This is a genomic window from Actinomadura meyerae, from assembly GCF_900188445.1.
GTDB classification, from domain to species: domain Bacteria; phylum Actinomycetota; class Actinomycetes; order Streptosporangiales; family Streptosporangiaceae; genus Spirillospora; species Spirillospora meyerae.
The window spans coordinates 104,643-120,226 of the sequence record NZ_FZOR01000026.1 but is presented as its reverse complement, the minus strand read 5'-3'; the positions used below and the strand labels follow the sequence as shown (position 1 = coordinate 120,226).

General features: G+C 74.0%; 15 protein-coding genes. 5 read left to right on the top strand and 10 right to left on the bottom strand.

Annotated elements, in window-relative coordinates:
• Positions 1-97: 97 nt before the first annotated feature.
• From CHF16_RS24955 to CHF16_RS24910, 10 genes are all read right to left on the bottom strand, one after another.
• A complete protein-coding gene (locus CHF16_RS24955; protein WP_089328555.1) occupies positions 98-448 on the bottom strand; it encodes a hypothetical protein in 351 nt (116 codons plus the stop codon).
• A gap of 276 nt (positions 449-724) precedes the next feature.
• Positions 725-1,753 (bottom strand): LLM class flavin-dependent oxidoreductase, encoded by a 1,029-nt coding sequence (locus tag CHF16_RS24950; RefSeq protein WP_089328554.1) that lies wholly within the window; start codon positions 1,751-1,753, stop codon positions 725-727.
• Complete coding sequence (locus tag CHF16_RS24945; protein WP_089328553.1) at positions 1,750-2,565, bottom strand: DUF1684 domain-containing protein; 816 nt, start codon at positions 2,563-2,565, stop codon at positions 1,750-1,752. Before CHF16_RS24945 ends, CHF16_RS24950 begins: the two co-directional genes overlap by 4 nt.
• Complete coding sequence (locus CHF16_RS24940; RefSeq protein WP_089328564.1) at positions 2,562-4,274, bottom strand: dipeptide ABC transporter ATP-binding protein; 1,713 nt, start codon at positions 4,272-4,274, stop codon at positions 2,562-2,564. The genes CHF16_RS24945 and CHF16_RS24940 overlap by 4 nt, the downstream gene beginning before the upstream one ends.
• Positions 4,271-5,236 (bottom strand): ABC transporter permease, encoded by a 966-nt coding sequence (locus tag CHF16_RS24935; RefSeq protein WP_245869166.1) that lies wholly within the window; start codon positions 5,234-5,236, stop codon positions 4,271-4,273. The genes CHF16_RS24940 and CHF16_RS24935 overlap by 4 nt, the downstream gene beginning before the upstream one ends.
• Positions 5,233-6,192: an ABC transporter permease gene (locus CHF16_RS24930; protein WP_089328551.1), complete on the bottom strand. Its 960-nt coding sequence runs from the start codon at positions 6,190-6,192 to the stop codon at positions 5,233-5,235. The genes CHF16_RS24935 and CHF16_RS24930 overlap by 4 nt, the downstream gene beginning before the upstream one ends.
• Before the next feature lie 52 nt (positions 6,193-6,244).
• Positions 6,245-7,840, bottom strand: coding sequence for an ABC transporter substrate-binding protein (locus CHF16_RS24925; protein WP_245869164.1), 1,596 nt, complete (start codon positions 7,838-7,840; stop codon positions 6,245-6,247).
• 86 nt (positions 7,841-7,926) lie between these two features.
• The gene (locus CHF16_RS24920) at positions 7,927-9,057 is read right to left on the bottom strand and encodes an LLM class flavin-dependent oxidoreductase (protein WP_089328549.1); all 1,131 of its coding nucleotides are present in this window, start codon (positions 9,055-9,057) and stop codon (positions 7,927-7,929) included.
• Entirely contained in the window at positions 9,054-10,328 is a 1,275-nt protein-coding gene (locus CHF16_RS24915) for an LLM class flavin-dependent oxidoreductase (protein WP_089328548.1), read from the bottom strand. Before CHF16_RS24915 ends, CHF16_RS24920 begins: the two co-directional genes overlap by 4 nt.
• Positions 10,325-11,695, bottom strand: coding sequence for an NtaA/DmoA family FMN-dependent monooxygenase (locus CHF16_RS24910; RefSeq protein WP_089328547.1), 1,371 nt, complete (start codon positions 11,693-11,695; stop codon positions 10,325-10,327). Before CHF16_RS24910 ends, CHF16_RS24915 begins: the two co-directional genes overlap by 4 nt.
• 173 nt (positions 11,696-11,868) lie before the next feature.
• Here CHF16_RS24910 and CHF16_RS42210 point away from each other — a divergent pair, with 173 nt between their 5' ends.
• The 5 genes from CHF16_RS42210 (at position 11,869) to CHF16_RS24890 (ending at position 15,578) form a co-directional block, all read left to right on the top strand.
• Positions 11,869-11,946, top strand: a complete 78-nt coding sequence (locus CHF16_RS42210) for a putative leader peptide (protein WP_425427511.1) — start codon at positions 11,869-11,871, stop codon at positions 11,944-11,946.
• Between the two features lie 107 nt (positions 11,947-12,053).
• Positions 12,054-12,569, top strand: coding sequence for a flavin reductase family protein (locus CHF16_RS24905; protein ID WP_089328546.1), 516 nt, complete (start codon positions 12,054-12,056; stop codon positions 12,567-12,569).
• Positions 12,570-12,645: 76 nt separating this feature from the next.
• Positions 12,646-12,963, top strand: a complete 318-nt coding sequence (locus tag CHF16_RS24900) for a helix-hairpin-helix domain-containing protein (RefSeq protein WP_089328545.1) — start codon at positions 12,646-12,648, stop codon at positions 12,961-12,963.
• Between the two features lie 248 nt (positions 12,964-13,211).
• Positions 13,212-14,159: an oxygenase MpaB family protein gene (locus tag CHF16_RS24895; protein ID WP_089328544.1), complete on the top strand. Its 948-nt coding sequence runs from the start codon at positions 13,212-13,214 to the stop codon at positions 14,157-14,159.
• A 132-nt stretch (positions 14,160-14,291) separates the two neighbouring features.
• Positions 14,292-15,578 carry a cation:proton antiporter gene (locus CHF16_RS24890; protein ID WP_089328543.1) on the top strand — a complete coding sequence of 429 codons (1,287 nt, stop codon included), beginning with the start codon at positions 14,292-14,294 and terminating at the stop codon, positions 15,576-15,578.
• The last annotated feature ends 6 nt before the right edge of the window (positions 15,579-15,584 follow it).

The following is a 15,584-nucleotide window of genomic DNA, read 5'->3' as shown; positions in this document are numbered from 1 at the left end:
ATCGACCGAACCACCTACCAGGCCACCATCGCCATCGACATCCTCACCCCGACCAACTCGACAACAGCCGAAGACCCTTAACTTCCCGGCATTGGGGCTAGCCCTGGCCCCCGTGGTCGGGGCACAGGGTCTTGATCCATCCCCGGCCGGTCTCCGTGCCCGGCCTGCCGCAGACTTCGCAGGTGCGGCGGGACTCCTCCTGGGCGGACCGCAGGATGGCACCGACCCGCTCGCCGAGTTCCCGGCTTATCCCGAACTCTCCGGTGACGGGGTCGACGTAGGCGCCCAGGTTGATGTCCAGCATGCCCCACTTCTCTTTGACCTGGGCGACCCGGTAGTTCGGCAGCACCTCACGGAGTTCGGCGTGGGCCCGCAGAAGGATCTCGCGCCACCCGGCCCCGACGTAGTCGAGGTACTCGGGTATCTGGTCTTCGGCCGAGTCCGTCATGGAACCTCTCCCGTCCTCTCGCCCGGCGGGTCCGGCGGCGGCCCGGCTCCGCACCGAGTGGAACGACCATAGCGGCGCGGTCACCGGCCCGGCATTTCGCCGGGGCCGCGATGCCGTAGGTGAGATGATCTGCAGGCAGATCCTCGCGGGCAGGGGCGTCGCCGCGGCCCCCGGTGCGGTTCGACCTCGATGCGGGACACCGCCGGGTCCAGGAAGGGCGGCCCGAGGTGGGAGAACGCGTCGAGGTCGGTGCGTTCATCGCGGCTCCTTCGGCGGTCACGCCGGGACGGCCGCGGGCGGGGCGGGCCGCCAGCCCAGCCGCGGCGCGATCAGCGTGCGGACGTCGTCCAGGATCTGCTCGTAGTCGTGCTCGGGGAACTCGTAGGGCAGTTCGAGGCGCAGCTCGGAGACCTCGGCCACGGCGGCGTCCGCGCGCAGCAGCTCGGTGATCTCGTCGCTGGTGCCGACGAGGTCGGGGGCGAACAGGATGCGCCGCTCGCCCTGCGGTGCGAGGGTGCGCTCGCGGCGGCTCGCCGCGTACCGGCGGTAGCGGGCCCGGGTGGGGCCGTCCGCGCCGTCGATCGGGACGATCACCCGGCCCAGCGCGATCCGGCCGGGCCGGTCCGGCGGGACGAGCCGGCGGTACTCCCTGATCAGGTTGACCTGCGCGGTGGTGAAGTCGTCGGTGCCCTCGCCCTGGACGACGTTCCCGGTGAGCAGGTTCAGGCCGTGCCCGGCCGCCCAGCGGGAGGAGCGCAGGCTCCCGCCGCCGTACCAGACGCGGTCCGGCAGGCCGGGGCTGTGCGGCTGGAGCCGGGGCCGCTGGACGTTGCCGGGCGAGTGGACGACCGTGTCGGGGCCGCCGAGGTACTCGCCGCGCAGGTGCTCAAGCAGGCGGGCGATGCGGCCGTACGACAGGTCGTATCCGCGCCAGTCGCCGTCGTGGACGATGTCGCCGAGCAGGTCGGCGTGCGGCATGCCGGTACTGAAGCCGGCCTGGAGCCGCCCGCCGGAGAGCACGTCGACGGTCGACAGGTCCTCGGCGAGCCGGAACGGGTTCTCGTAGCCGATCGGTATGACGGCCGTGCCGAGCTCGACGCGGCGGGTGCGCTGGGCGGCGGCGGCGAGGAACACGGCCGCGGACGACACCCCGTGCTCCAGGTGCCGCTGCCGGATCCAGGCGCCGTCGAAGCCCGTCCGCTCCCCGTACTCGAACAGCCGCAGGGTCGCCTCCAGCCCGGCCCGCGGGTCGTCGTCGGGGTAGTTGCCGGGGGTGAGGAACGCCAGCGAGCGGATGCCGGTCATCGGGCGCGCTCGTAGGGGATCTTCTCGCCGGCCTCGACCGCGACCGGCAGCCGGTTCCCGGCGGGCGGCAGCGGGCAGGTGGCGAGGTCGGTGTAGGCGCAGGGCAGGTTGGCGGCGCGGTTGAAGTCGACCCGCACCGTCCCGCCGGGGCCGGGCGGGTCGAGGTGCAGCGCCCGGTTGGCGGCGTAGGTGGTGACGCCGGACGTCTCGTCGGTGAACAGGACGAGCAGACTCCCGGGCGCGTGGCCGTTGAACGCGATGAGGCTCAGCGGCCGGCCGTCCAGCTCGAACTCGATCCGGCCCGGCGCGTCGTAGACGTGCTCGATGCCCTCGACGGCGGCGCCGACGGTCGTCGGGCGCGGCTCGTCGAACGGGACGTACCGGCCGGTGACGGCCCAGCGCGGGTCGGGGTCGTAGGCGGGCGTGCCGCGGAAGGCCGTGCGCAGCGGGTTGTCCGGGTGCCGCGGGCGGACGACGTCGTGGCCGCCGCGCTTGGCGACCTCGATCGCCGCGTCGCCCCACCGCGCGGTGACGCCGCCGCGCTCGGGCAGCACCCCGAAGCGGTGCTCGCCGCGCACCGGCTCGCCGTCCACGACGAGCTCCTCGCCGTCGTCCAGGACGACGACCGCGCCGTCCGGGCCGGTGGACCAGGAGCCCGGTGCGTCGGCGAACCGCTGAGGCTCGCCGGACAGCCAGTGCAGCCCGGTGATCGCCAGGAAGCCGTGCCGGTCGGCCAGCCGCGCCTCCTGCTCCCTGCGCCATGCGCTCCACTCCGCGATGAACGCGGTGACGTCGGTGTCCGCGACGGTCATGTCTCCTCCTCGGGGGCGGGGGTTCTCAGCCTGCCGCCGGGGATGGCGGCCAGCAGTTCGCGCGTGTAGGGGTGTCCGGGGTCGTCGAAGATCTCGCCGGTCGGGCCCGCCTCGACGATCCGCCCCGCCTTCATGACCGCGACCCGGTGCGCGATCTGGCGGACGACGGCGAGGTCGTGCGAGATGAACAGGTACGCCACGCCGCTGCCGGCCTGCAGCTCGGCGAGCAGCTCCAGCACCTGGGCCTGCACGGACACGTCCAGCGCGGAGACGGGCTCGTCGCACACCACGAGGTCCGGGCCGAGCGCGAGCGCGCGGGCGATGGCGACGCGCTGCCGCTGCCCGCCGGACAGCTCGGCGGGCCTGCGCCGCAGCGCCGACGCGGGCAGGGCGACGCGGTCGAGCAGCTCGCGGGCGCGGGCGGCGCGCGACGCCCGGTCGCCGATCCGGAACGCCCGCAGCGGCTCGGTGATCACCTCCTCGATCGAGAACCGCGGGTCGAGCGAGGCGTAGGGGTTCTGGTAGACGAGCTGGGCGCGGCGGCGCAGCGCGCGCAGCCGCTTGCCCCGGGCGCCGGTCACGTCCTCCCCGCCGAAGACGACCCGCCCGGAGGTCGGCGCGGTCAGGCGCAGCACCAGCCGCGCGGTGGTCGACTTGCCGGACCCGGACTCGCCGACCAGCGCGAGGGTGCGGCCCCGCTCGACGGTGAGGCCGACGCCGTCGACGGCGCGCACCGTCCGGGCGGAGCCGCGGGCCCCGGGTAGCGGGAACTCCTTGACCAGGTCCTCGGCGACGACCAGCGGCTCGCCTCCCTCGGCCGCGCGGGCGGGCGGCGCGACCCGCGGCTCGGCGACGGCGAGGCTGGGCGCGCTGCGCAGCAGGTGCCGGGTGTAGGGGTCGCGCGGGGCGGTGAGGACGCGCCGGGACCGCCCGTCCTCCACGGCGCGGCCCCGCGACATGACGACGATGCGGTCGGCCCGGTCGGCGGCGACGCCGAGGTCGTGGGTGACGAGGAGCACGGCGCTGCCGAGCCGGCCGGTCAGGTCCTGGAGGTGGTCGAGGATCCGGCGCTGGACGGTGACGTCGAGGGCGCTGGTCGGCTCGTCCGCGACGATCAGCTTCGGCCCGGCCGCGATGGCGACCGCGATCAGCACGCGCTGCCGCATGCCGCCGGACAGCTCGTGCGGGTACTGCCGGGCCCGCACCTCCGGGTCGGGCAGCCCGGCCGTGCGCAGCACCTCCACGGCGTCCAGCCGGGCGGTGCGGCGGTTCGCCGTCCCGTGCAGGCGCAGCACCTCGGCCACCTGGTCGCCGACGCGCTTCACCGGGTTGAGCGAGACCGCCGGGTCCTGCGGGACGAGGCCGATCTCCGCGCCGCGGACGGCGCGCAGCTCCCGCTCGGGCAGCGCCGCGAGGTCCCGGCCGCGGAACCCGATCCGGCCCGCGTCGATCGTCGCGTTCGGTGCGAGCAGCCGCATGATGGCGTGCGCGGTGGTGCTCTTGCCCGATCCCGACTCCCCGACCAGCGCGACGATCTCACCGGCGCGCACGTCGAGGTCGACGTCGCGGACGGCGGTGAGCCGGCCGGTCCTGGTGCGGTAGGAGACCGACAGCCCCCGCACCTCGAGCAGCGCGCCGCCGTCCGCCGCGCCGTCCGGCACCGGCGCGGGGGCGGCCTCCGTCCCGGAGCCGGTCCCGACTCCCGTCATCGCGACCTCGCCCACTCGCCGTCCAGTGCGCGGGCGATCCGGTTCGCGGCGAGGACCGTCGCCACGATGGTGAGTCCGGGCAGCGCGGTCAGCCACCAGGCGTTGGCCAGGTAGTTGCGGCCGTTGGAGATCAGGCTGCCCCACTCCGGCGCGGGCGGCGCGGCGCCGTACCCGAGGAAGCTCAGCGACGACACCGCGAGGATCGCCGTCCCGAACTCCAGCGTGGCGAGGACGGCCACCGGGCCGATCGCGTTCGGCAGGACGTGCCGCCCGAGGACGCTGTACCAGCGCGCCCCGCAGGACCGCGCCGCCTCGACGAAGATCGCCTGCCGGACGCGCAGCACCTCCGCCCGCATCACCCTGGCGAACATCGCCACGCTCGCGACCCCGACGGCGACCGCGATCTTCACGGTGCCGTAGCCGAGCGCGGTGACCAGTGCCAGGGACAGGAACAGCGCCGGGATCGCGAGCATCACGTCGACGAACCGCATCAGCAGGTCGTCGGCCCAGCGTCCGGCGAACCCGGCGAGCAGGCCGATGAGCCCGCCCGCGACGAAGGCGACCGCCAGCGCGATGAGCGTCGCCTGCAGGGACAGCGCGGCGCCGTGCACCACCCGCGCGTACAGGTCGCGGCCGAGCTCGTCGGTGCCGAACCAGTGCCCGGCGCCCGGCGGGCGGAACGCCTGGGCGGGCGTCCCGGAGAGCGGATCCCGCGAGGAGAACAGGCCGGGGAAGAAGGACGCGGCGAACACCGCGGCGATCACGAGGAGGGACAGCAGCAGTCCCGGCCTGCGCAGCAGGAACCGCGCGGTGCGCGCGGGGTCGAACCGGCGGTGCGCGGCCGTGCCGTCCTCGTCCGGGGGCCCGGTGTCCCGGGGGTCCGTCTCGGGCTCCGCCGGCGGCGCGAGCGCGGCCGCCGCCGCGCCGGCCCGCGCGGCCAGCTCCTCGTCCAGAGTGCTCATGCGAGGCTCCATCGGGAAGTGCCCGCGACGACGATGCGCGGGTCCAGCAGCGGGTAGATGAGGTCGACGGCCAGGTTCGCCAGCACGAAGACCAGCGCCCCGAACACGACGACTCCCTGCACGACGGAGATGTCCTGGGCGGTGACCGCGGACGCGGTGACCCGGCCGAGGCCGTTGCGGGAGAAGACCGTCTCGACCACCACCGCGTGGGCCATGAGCTGGCCCACCAGCAGCCCGACGATCGTCAGCGCGGGAAGGGAGGCGTTGCGGAGGGCGTGCCGGAGGTGGATCCGGGCCCGGCCCGCGCCCTTCGCCCGCGCCGTCTGCACGTAGGGCTCGTCCAGCGCGGTCAGCAGGCTCTTGGACAGCACCTGCGCGATGACGGCCCCGGTCGGGATCGCCAGCGTGACCGCCGGCAGCACCAGCCCGCGCGGCCCCCCTTCGCCGAAGGCGGGGAACAGCCGGGCCTTGAAGGAGAAGACCTGCAGGAGCATCAGCCCCGCCCAGAACCCGGGGACCGACACCCCGACGGGCGGCAGCGACAGCAGCGCCTGCCGCAGCCAGCGCCGGGACGTGCAGGTCGCGGCGAGCGCCAGCCCGCCCCCGGCCGCGATCGCGATGAGCAGGGCCGTCCCGGTGAGGACCAGGGTCTGCGGCAGCGCGTCGCCGATGACGGAGGTGACGGTCCGGCCGCTCGCCACCGAGTCGCCGAAGTCGCCGCGCAGCGCGCCGCCCAGATAGTCGGCGTACTGCACGAGGAGCGGCTTGTCGAAGCCGTACTCGCTGCGCAGCCGCTCGATCTGCGCGGGGTCGACGCCCGCCTGGTCGGCGCCCGCCCCGGCCATCGCCGTGACGGGGTCGCTCGGCAGCCAGTTCAGCACGAGGAACGAGACGGTGTAGGCCGCCCAGAGCACCCCGGCCGCCTGGAGTAGCCGCCTGGCGAGATAGCGCCGCATGCCCGCCTCCCTTCTTCTCTCCCGGCTCATGCGATGAGCCCGTGGCACGGGCTCAGCCGATCCAGGTGTCGTGGAGCTGGATGCGGCTGGACGCGTCGAACATGAGGTCGTGGACGTTCTTCGCCGCGCCGAGCTCCGTCTGAAGCTCCACGACCGGGACGATGTAGGCGCGCTCGACGATCCTGCGCTGCGCCTGCTCCACCAGGCGCTTGCGCTCGGCCTCGTCCGAGGCGGCCGCCTGGCCGTCGAGGATGCCGTCGAGGTCGGTCGGCGGCAGCCGGTAGGCGTTGGCCAGGCGCGTCGAGTACGTGGTGCGCAGGATGTCGGGGTCGGCGCGGGTGAGGTTCCCCCACAGCGCGTCGAAGTCGCCCGACGTCTGCACCTGAGCGAGCTGCGCGATCTGCATCTCCTTCAACTCCAGCCGGATGCCGACCGCCTTGAGCTGCTGCTGCACCAGTTCCAGCGACGGCCGGTTGGTCGCTGCGTTCGCGAACCACTTGACGGTCAGGGCCAGTTCCGCGCCGTCCTTGCGCCGGACGCCGTCGCCGCCGGCCTTCCACCCGGCGGCGTCCAGCAGGGACCGCGCCTTGGCCTGGTCGGGGGCGAGGCTCGCGCCGAGGTCGGCGTATCCGGGCGTGGTGCGGGCGAGGATGCTGGTGGCCGGACGGGTGCCCGCGGGGAAGACGGTCTCGGCGACCTGCTTGCGGTCGACCGCGAGGGAGATCGCCCGGCGGACCCGCTCGTCTTTGAAGCGCGCGTTGTTCAGGCTGATGCCGAAGACGATGCCGGGATTGGCACGTGCCGGCAGTTGGGCGCCGGACGCCTTGAGCGCCGCCTCGTCCGCCCGCCCGACGCTGCCGATGGCGTCGACCTGGCCGGACTGGAGGCTGCCGGTGCGCACCCCCGACTCGGGCAGCACCTTGAAGACCAGCCGGTCGAGGTAGGCCTCGCCCTGCTTCTTCCACAGCGACGACCCCCAGCCGTACCCCTTGCGCTTGGCCAGGGTGATCGACTGCGCCGGGACGTACTTCGACAGCACGAACGGCCCGGACCCGACGACCCCCTTCGCGCAGCGCTGCTCCGGCGACTTGCGCACGCTCGCCTGGGAAAGGATCCCCAGCGAGTGCGTGGCCGTGGCCTGGAGGAACTGGGCGTTGGGCGTCTTGAAGCGCACCCGTGCGGTGAGGTCGTCGACGACGGTCGTGCCCTCGTACCCGGCGAGGTAGCCCTTCGCCAGTAGCCCGAGCACGCCGAGCTTGGGGACGGCGTCGAAGGTGGCCTTGACGGCCTTCGCGTCGAGCGGCGTGCCGTCGCTGAACGTCACCCCGGGGCGCAGGTGGAAGGTGTAGGTGCGGGCGCCGTCGCCGATCTCCCAGCGCTGCGCGAGCCACGGCACGATCTTGCCGGTGGCCGGGTCCTGGTCGGTCAGCGAGTCGACCAGGTGCCGCACCGAGTAGATGGTGTCGTTGCTGGCGACCTGCTGCGGGTCGACGCAGCCGGTGTCCGACCCGACGGCGAAGGTCAGCGTTCCGCCGGACCGCGGCGCGCCGGCGGCGCCGTCCGCGGCGTCGCCCGCGCCGCAGCCGCTCGCCAGCACCGCCGTCACCAGGGTTCCGGCCGTCGTCCACACGCTCCACGCACGCCTCACGGCGGGGGTCTCCCCTCGGCAGGTCCGGATCTGCGGCCACGGTAGGCGCGGGTAGGAAATAGTGAACGCCCGGCGGATTCGGCTCCTCACGCGAGCCCCCATGCGGCGGCCAGCAGCTCGTAGGAGCGGACGCGGTCCGCGTGGTCGTGGGTGATGGTGGTGACGAGGAGCTCGTCCGCGCCGGTGGCGCGCTGAAGGGTGCGGAGCCCGGCCACGACCGTGCCGGGCGAGCCGACGAACTGGGTGTCGACCCGGTCGGCGACCAGCTCCCACTCCTCGTCCCGCCAGGTGTGCGCGGCGGCGTCGGCCGGCGTCGGGAACGGGACGGCGGACAGGCGCGACCTGATGCTGTGCACCCAGAGGGCGTACGGCGACGCCAGCTCGCGCGCCTCCGCGTCGGTCGGCGCGACGACGGCGTCGGCCGAGACGATGACGTACGGTTCGTCGAGGACACCGGACGGCTTGAACGCCGCGCGGTAGGCGTCCACGGCCTCCAGGACGTTGGACGGCGCGACGTGGTAGTTCGCGGCGAACGGCAGGCCGCGCTCGCCCGCGACCTGGGCGCTCTGCCCGCCGCTGCTGCCGAGGATCCACAGCTCGACTTCGGCGTGCTCGCCGGGCGTCGCGTGCGCGACGTGCCCGTCCGCGGACCGGTACGTGCCGTCCAGCAGCGCGGTGATGTCGTCCACGACCTGCGCGAAGTCCGGGACGCCCGGCCGCTCCAGCAGGTGCGTGAACCGGGTGTACGCCGGGTTGGCCGCCAGCCGCGCGAAGTCGATCGGCGGCGGGATGAGCAGGCCGTCCACGATCCGCCGCTCGCGCGAGGGCGGCGGGGGCGGCGGCGAAGCCGGGGGCGGGGCGCCGGTGCGCTCCTCGGCGCGGCGCTGCCCGGAGCGGCCGAGGCCGATGTCGATCCGGCCGGGGTGCAGGGCGTCGATGGTGCCGAACTGCTCGACGATGGCCAGCGGCGTCCAGTGGCCGGTCTGGACGGCGCCCGACCCGACGCGGATCCGCTCGGTGGCGGCGGCGACCGCGGCGATGAGGATCTGCGGCGCCGAACCGGCGACGCCGGGCGCGAGGTGGTGCTCGGCGAGCCAGTAGCGTCGGTAGCCGAGGGCCTCCGCGCGCCGCGCGAGGTCGAGGGTGTCGCGGAGCGCCGCCGGGACGGTGCCGCCCACCGGGACGGGCGACAGATCGAGGACGGACAGCGGGATCATGTGCGGCCTCCGGTCGGGGCGGCGGGCGACGGGCGCTCCGCGTTCGCCGGCGTCCCCGTCGCGTAGCGGTTGGCGGGGCGCGGCAGGCCGAGGCGGCCGCGCAGCGTCCCGGCGCCGGGTCCGGTCCCGGGCGCGGTGTCGTAGGCGGTGCGGAAGGCGGAACGCCGCTGCAGCAGCGGCACGACGTCGCGGCTGATGGCGGCGAGGTCGTGCGGGAGGAGGCCCGGGCGCAGGCGGAAGCCGTCGAGGCCGGCCTCGCGCCAGTCGAGCAGGACGTCCGCGAGCTCGGCCGGTGTGCCGGTGAAGATCTCGGCGTCGGAGGTCAGCTCGGCGCCGTCCAGTTCGTCCAGACGGGCCTTGCGGGCTTCGGCGGCAGCGGGGTCCTCGTCGAGGAAGACCACCAGGTCGGCGAAGATCTTCAGCGGTGCGCCGCCGCGATCGGTCCTGCGCTCCGCGTCCCGCACCTGCCCGGCGATCGCGGCGGAGTCCGCGCGGGAGTGCGGGGTGATGAAGACGACGTCGGCGGAACGGGCCGCGAACTCGTAGGGCACGGTGTCGTGGGCGAGCGCCGTGACGAGCGGCTGCCCCTGCGGCGGGCGCGGCGTGATGGACGGCCCGCGGACGCTGAAGTGCGGCCCCTCGAAGTCGATGTAGTGGAGCCTGTCACGGTCCAGGAACCGGCCCGTCGGGACGTCGCGGATCTCCGCGTCGTCCTCCCAGCTGTCCCAGAGGCGGCGCGCGACCTCGACCGCGTCGGCCGCCTCCCCGAACAGCTCCGCGATCATCGCCCGCCCCTCGGGGGTCGCGAAGGCGTCCGGCTCGAAGACCCCGGGGAACGTCCGGCGGCCGAAGTGCGCCGCGTCGGAGGCGCGGCCGGACACCTGCGGCCGCCAGCCCGCCCGCCCCCGGCTGACGTGGTCCAGCGTGGCGATGCCGATGGCGACGTGGAACGGCTCGGTGTGCGTGGTGTTCGCGGTCGGCACGAGCCCGATGCGCGTGGTCGCGGGGGCGAGCCGCGCCGCGATCAGGACCGCGTCGAGCCTCCCTCGCACCTGGTCGGTCCGGTCGTCCGGGGCGGCGAACCGGGACGACTGCGGGCCGAGGGCGTCCTCGATCGTGACGAAGTCGAGCAGGCCGCGCTCGGCCTCGGCGGCGAGGCCGGCCCAGTAGCGGGCGGTGAACAGCTCGGCGGGCCGGGCGGACGGGTCGCGCCAGGCGGCGGGATGCCAGCCGGCGCCGTCCAGCGCGGCGGCGAGGTGCAGGGCGGTCACGACGCGGTCTCCTCTCGCGCGGGCGCGGCCCGCCCGGCGGCGCGCGCGGGGCCGAGGCCCAGGTGGTCGCGCAGCGTCGGGCCGGTGTAGTCGGCGCGGAACACGCCCTTCTCCTGGAGCAGCGGGACGACCCGGTCGACCAGGTCGTCCAGGCCGCCGGGGGTCAGGTGCGGCACGAAGACGAACCCGTCGGCGGCGTCGGCCTGGACGAACTCGTCGATCTGGTCCGCGACGGCCCGCGGCGTGCCGACGAACGTCTGCCGGCCGGCGGCCTCGATGACCAGGTCGCGGATGCTGAGGCCGCGCTCGGCGGCCAGTTCCCGCCACCGCCGGACGGTCTCGCCGCGGTCGCCGCGGAACTGGGCGCGCCCCTTCGAGACGCCCTCGCCGAGGTCGGGCTCGATGTCGGGCAGCGGGCCATCGGGGTCGTAGCCGGACAGGTCGCGGCCCCACACGCCCTCCAGGTAGGCGATGGCGGTCTGCGGGCCGACCTGCGCCCGGCGGATCTCGGCGGCGCGCTCGGCGGCCTCCTCGGCGGTGTCCCCGATGACGCAGGTGACCGAGGGCATGATCTTCAGCTCGTCCGGGCGGCGCCCGTACCGGGCGAGGCGGCTCTTGACGTCCTTGGAGAAGGCGCGGCCGTCCTCCAGGGTGCCGTGCCGGCTGAAGATCACGTCGGCGTCGGCGGCGGCGAACTCGCGGCCCGCGTCGGAGTCCCCCGCCTGGATGATCACCGGGTGGCCCTGCGGGCCGCGCGGCGTGGCGAACCGCCCGGAGATGCGGAAGTGCCGCCCGCGGTGCGCGAAGGCGCCCGCGCCGGGCCGGACGAACTCCCCCGCGGCCGGGTCCGCGACGAGGTCGCCGTCCGCCCAGGAGTCCCACAGCTCGCGCGCGGTGTGCAGGAACTCGGCGGCGCGGGTGTAGCGGTCGGCCTCGTCGAGGAAGCCCCCGCGCCGGAAGTTCTCCCCGGTGAACGCGTCCCAGCTGGTGACGACGTTCCAGGCGGCGCGGCCGCCGCTCAGGTGGTCCAGCGTCGCCAGCCGGCGCGCCACCTCGTACGGTTCGTTGAACGTCGAGTTCACGGTCGCGGCGAGACCGAGGCGGGAGGTCACCGCCGCGAGCGCCGACAGCACGGTCAGCGACTCGGGGCGCCCCGCCACGTCCAGCTCGTGGATGCGGCCCTTCATCTCTCGCAGGCGCAGCCCCTCGGCGAGGAAGAAGAAGTCGAACCTGCCGCGCTCGGCGGTGCGCGCCAGGTGGACGAAGGAGTCGAAGTCGATCTGGCTGCCGGAGGCGGGGTCCGACCACACGGTGATGTTGTTGACACCCGGGAAGTGGGCCGCCAGGTGGATCTGCTTGCGGGCCATCAGCCGGCCTGCTCACGGTCGCTCATCTTCCGGAGGATGACCCGAAATTTCCTACTAAGTCAATAGGCAAAGTAGGCAAGCGGCACGCGCCACACCGCACCCCATCCACCCCTTGCATACTTTTCCTACCGATTTGGTTGATTGCTCCTCCAGGCCGTCCTAGACTGGCCGACGTGCCGCTGAAGCCGTCCCTGACGACCCGCGGCCACGTGGATCTGTGCCGCGTGGCCAGCGCGCTGTGTTCGCACTGAGCCCCCGACCGACGACACCCGAGCCAGAGGCCGGCCGCACCGGGGTCCTCCCGCACCCCTCCCGCCCGCCGCACCCGGCAGCCGCACGACACCTCCAGGGGAGACCCATGACCGAAGTACTGCCGAACCTCGCACTGGACCCCGCCCGCTTCCGCCAGGCCCTCGCCCACCACGCCGCCGGAGTCGTCGTCGTCACGGCCGCCTCCGGCGGCGAGCCCGCCGGGCTGACCGCGACGTCGTTCTCCTCGGTCAGCCTGGACCCGCCCCTCGTCGCCTTCTACGTGGACCGTTCCTCCACCACCTGGCCCGCCCTGCGCGCCGCCGGCCGCTTCGCCGTCAACATCCTCGCCGGAGACCAGGCCGACCTCGCCTCCCGCTTCGCCCGCCGCGGCATCGACCGCTTCGCCCCGCCCACCGCCTGGCAGGCCGACGAGCACGGCACGCCCCTTCTGGACGGCGCCTGCGCCCACCTGCTGTGCACCCCGCACGACACGATCGTCCTCGGCGACCACATCCTCGTCGTCGGCCTGGTGACCGGCGCCGACCTGCACACCGGCGGCCGCCCGCTGCTCTACCACCGCGGCCGCTTCGGCCGCTTCCTCCCCTACCGGCGAACCCCGTAGCCGCCGCCATGCCCCCGGTGCGCGAGGTCCGTTTCCCACAAGACCGTCGCCCTGCCGAGTACGTACGTTGACCTGTATGGATGCATATTCGAAGCAGATCTCTCGACCGGGCCGGCACGAGTATGACGATGAGCGGGCGGATCTGGCCGACCTGGTCAACGTCGGCCGGGCGGTGGCCGGTTACTTCGAGCGCGTCGGGATCACCCGCACCGCACAACTGGCGGGCAGGGACCCGATCGAGCTGTACGAGCAGATGTCGGCCGCCTGCGGCGAGGCCCTGGACCCGTGCCTGCTCGACACCGTCATGTCCGCCGTGGACCAGGCCGAAGGGCGGCCCGCCCGCCCGTGGTGGCACTACACCCCCCAACGCAAACGGCTGCTCGCCGGCGGGTGAAGCACACGCCGAGACCGCATCACCCGCATCCACGCGGTGCGAACCCGCAGAACGCGGCGAATTGCGTACACTCAATACCCAAGCGCTTACTTGCCTTGCTAGGCTCGGAGGAGCCTGAGCGGCGGGGGGTGCGCTAAGGGAACACTGATTGTCCGCGATCACCGACGACGAGCCGGCCAGTGAAGCACCCCCGCCCTCAGCGGACACGGGCCGGTGGATCTCCGGAACCGAGCAGTTTGGGTCTCAGCATGGACGTCTCGCAGGAATCCTTCCCGGCGATGCCCGCCGACGGGCGCCGCCCGCCGCGCACCCGTTCGCAGCGGCCCGTCGACCCGATCCGCCGGCACGGCTGGATCCAGGACAAGCTCGACCACCTGATGTACGAGTCCGCGATGCTGCCGGGCGTCCGCTTCGACCGGCCGGCCGGCGACCCGGGCTGGTTCTCCCCCGGCAGCGCGATGTGGTACGTCCACTCGCACTTCTCCGCCATCGCCGGCGGGTTCGTCGGGCTGATGTGCGAGGGCGTCAAGCCCGACATGGTGTACGGCGGCCTCGACCACAGCGACTTCTTCAACGACCGCAAGCGCCGGGGCGGCCGCTCGGCCTCGTTCTACTGGGCGACCGTCTTCGGCCCGACCGAGGTCGCCGAGAAGATCTGCCGGAACGTGCACAGGTACCACGAGACCGTCCAGGGCACGATGCCGGACGGCACGCCGTACGCCGCCAACAGCGCGGAGAACCTCCGCTGGGCGCACGCCGGGCTCACCTGGGGCTACATCCGCGGCCACCAGCTGTACCACCCGAGGCCGCTGCCGCCGGAGAAGCTCGACGAGGTCGCGGACGGCATGGCCCGCATCCACGAGGCGATCGGCGCCACCGACCTGCCGCGGACGATGGACGAGATCGAGGAGTACTACCGGCAGATGCGGCCGCGGATGTGCCTCAACGAGGACGGCGCGTGGGCGCTCGACTTCGCGTTCTCGGAGATCAACAAGCCGGGCCGGGCGCCGCTGCGCTGGGCGCTGGAGGACGCGATGCCGTGGTGGGCCCGCGAGATCCTCGGCGCGAAGTCCACTCCGCGCCAGCGCGCGATCGGCCGGCGGCTGAACCGGGTGGTCGTCAACGGCGTCCAGACGGCCATCGGCACCCCGTGGTACGTGAAGGAGGCGCGCGAGCGCATCAGGGCGGACCGCTGACGGGCACGGGTCGTCCGGCGGGCCGTTCCGCGGCCCCGGCGTGGAAATGCACCTCCCGATCCCGTTAAGGTCTTGGGCTGGTGAGCCGGGAAGTCTGGTCGGCAGTGCCGCCGCCGACCCCGGAGAACTCCCGTGACGAACCTCCTCCTCGCCTTCGCCGCCCTGCTGCTGCTCGCGGTGCTGGTGTCGAACCTGGCGCACCGGACGGTGCTGTCGACGGCGGCGCTGTTCCTGGTCGGCGGGTTCCTGCTCGGCGACGGCGTCACCGGCCTGGTCTCGCTGCAGCCGGGCGACGAGCTCGTGTCGGCGCTGGCGGAGCTCGCGCTGTTCGCCGTGCTGTTCACCGACGGTATGCACGCCGGCTGGGACGACCTGCGCAGCGCCTGGCGGCTGCCCGGACGCGCCCTGGGCTGGGGCCTTCCGCTGACACTGGGGATCACGGCGCTCCTCGCGCACTACCTCGTGGGCCTGGGCTGGGTGGAGGCGCTGCTGATCGCGGCCGTCCTCACCCCGACCGACCCGGTGTTCGCCGCCGCGCTCGTCGGCAACGAGAAGGTGCCGCCGCGGCTGCGCCACCTGCTGAACGTGGAGTCGGGGGTCAACGACGGGCTCGTCCTGCCGTTCGTGGTGGTCTTCCTGGCGATCGCGCAGGGCGAGAAGGACCTGCACGTCGGCGAGCTGGCGGCGGAACTGGCCGGCGGGCTGGCCACCGGCGTGGTGATCCCGTACGCCGCGATCATGCTGGTGCGGACCCGGTGGTTCGCGATCGCGCCCAAGTACGAGCCGCTGAACGCCGTCGCGATCGGGCTGCTCGTCCTGGCGACGGCGCAGGCCACGCACGGCAACCTGTTCCTGGCCGCGTTCGCCGCCGGCGTCACGGTCGCCAGCGTCGGGCACGAGCACCGGGAGGCGTTCGAGGAGTTCGGCGAGCTGGTCGCCGAACTGCTCAAGCTCGCCGCGCTGCTGCTGTTCGGGGCGCTGCTGTCCCCGGCGTTCCTCGGCGACGTCGGCTGGGCGGGCTGGGCCTTCGCCGTCCTCGCGCTCGTGGTCGCGCGGCCGGTCGCGATCTGGGTGTCGTTCCTGCGCTCCCGGCTGACCATGCGGGAGCAGGCCGCGGTGATGTGGTTCGGCCCCAAGGGCTTCGCCTCGGTCGTCTACGGGCTGCTGGTGCTGGAGTCGGGGATCGCGGCCGGCGACAAGATCTTCCATCTCGTCGGCGCCACCATCGCGCTGTCGATCCTCGCGCACTCCTCCACCGACATCATCGTCGCGCGGAGCTTCGACGACGAGCGGGAGGTGCCGGCCTGGCACGACCGAGCCCGCGCGCGCCTGCAGAAGCCCCGCCGCGGCGCGGCGGAGCCCGACGCGGACGGCCCGCCGGCCGGCTCCCGCGACACCGCCGGGGAACGGCGGGAGTGAGCGGGA

What these genes read in the sequence shown, in the direction of transcription:
- CHF16_RS24945 (WP_089328553.1), bottom strand. Translation starts at nt 2,565, where the DNA reads ATGACCGTCGCGGACACCGACGTCACCGCGTTCATCGCGGAGTGGAGC.
- CHF16_RS24950 (WP_089328554.1), bottom strand. Translation starts at nt 1,753, where the DNA reads ATGACCGGCATCCGCTCGCTGGCGTTCCTCACCCCCGGCAACTACCCC.
- CHF16_RS24920 (WP_089328549.1), bottom strand. Translation starts at nt 9,057, where the DNA reads ATGATCCCGCTGTCCGTCCTCGATCTGTCGCCCGTCCCGGTGGGCGGC.
- CHF16_RS24955 (WP_089328555.1), bottom strand. Translation starts at nt 448, where the DNA reads ATGACGGACTCGGCCGAAGACCAGATACCCGAGTACCTCGACTACGTC.
- CHF16_RS24910 (WP_089328547.1), bottom strand. Translation starts at nt 11,695, where the DNA reads ATGGCCCGCAAGCAGATCCACCTGGCGGCCCACTTCCCGGGTGTCAAC.
- CHF16_RS24905 (WP_089328546.1), top strand. Translation starts at nt 12,054, where the DNA reads ATGACCGAAGTACTGCCGAACCTCGCACTGGACCCCGCCCGCTTCCGC.
- CHF16_RS24895 (WP_089328544.1), top strand. Translation starts at nt 13,212, where the DNA reads ATGGACGTCTCGCAGGAATCCTTCCCGGCGATGCCCGCCGACGGGCGC.
- CHF16_RS24930 (WP_089328551.1), bottom strand. Translation starts at nt 6,192, where the DNA reads ATGCGGCGCTATCTCGCCAGGCGGCTACTCCAGGCGGCCGGGGTGCTC.
- CHF16_RS24900 (WP_089328545.1), top strand. Translation starts at nt 12,646, where the DNA reads ATGGATGCATATTCGAAGCAGATCTCTCGACCGGGCCGGCACGAGTAT.
- CHF16_RS24935 (WP_245869166.1), bottom strand. Translation starts at nt 5,236, where the DNA reads ATGAGCACTCTGGACGAGGAGCTGGCCGCGCGGGCCGGCGCGGCGGCG.
- CHF16_RS24940 (WP_089328564.1), bottom strand. Translation starts at nt 4,274, where the DNA reads ATGACGGGAGTCGGGACCGGCTCCGGGACGGAGGCCGCCCCCGCGCCG.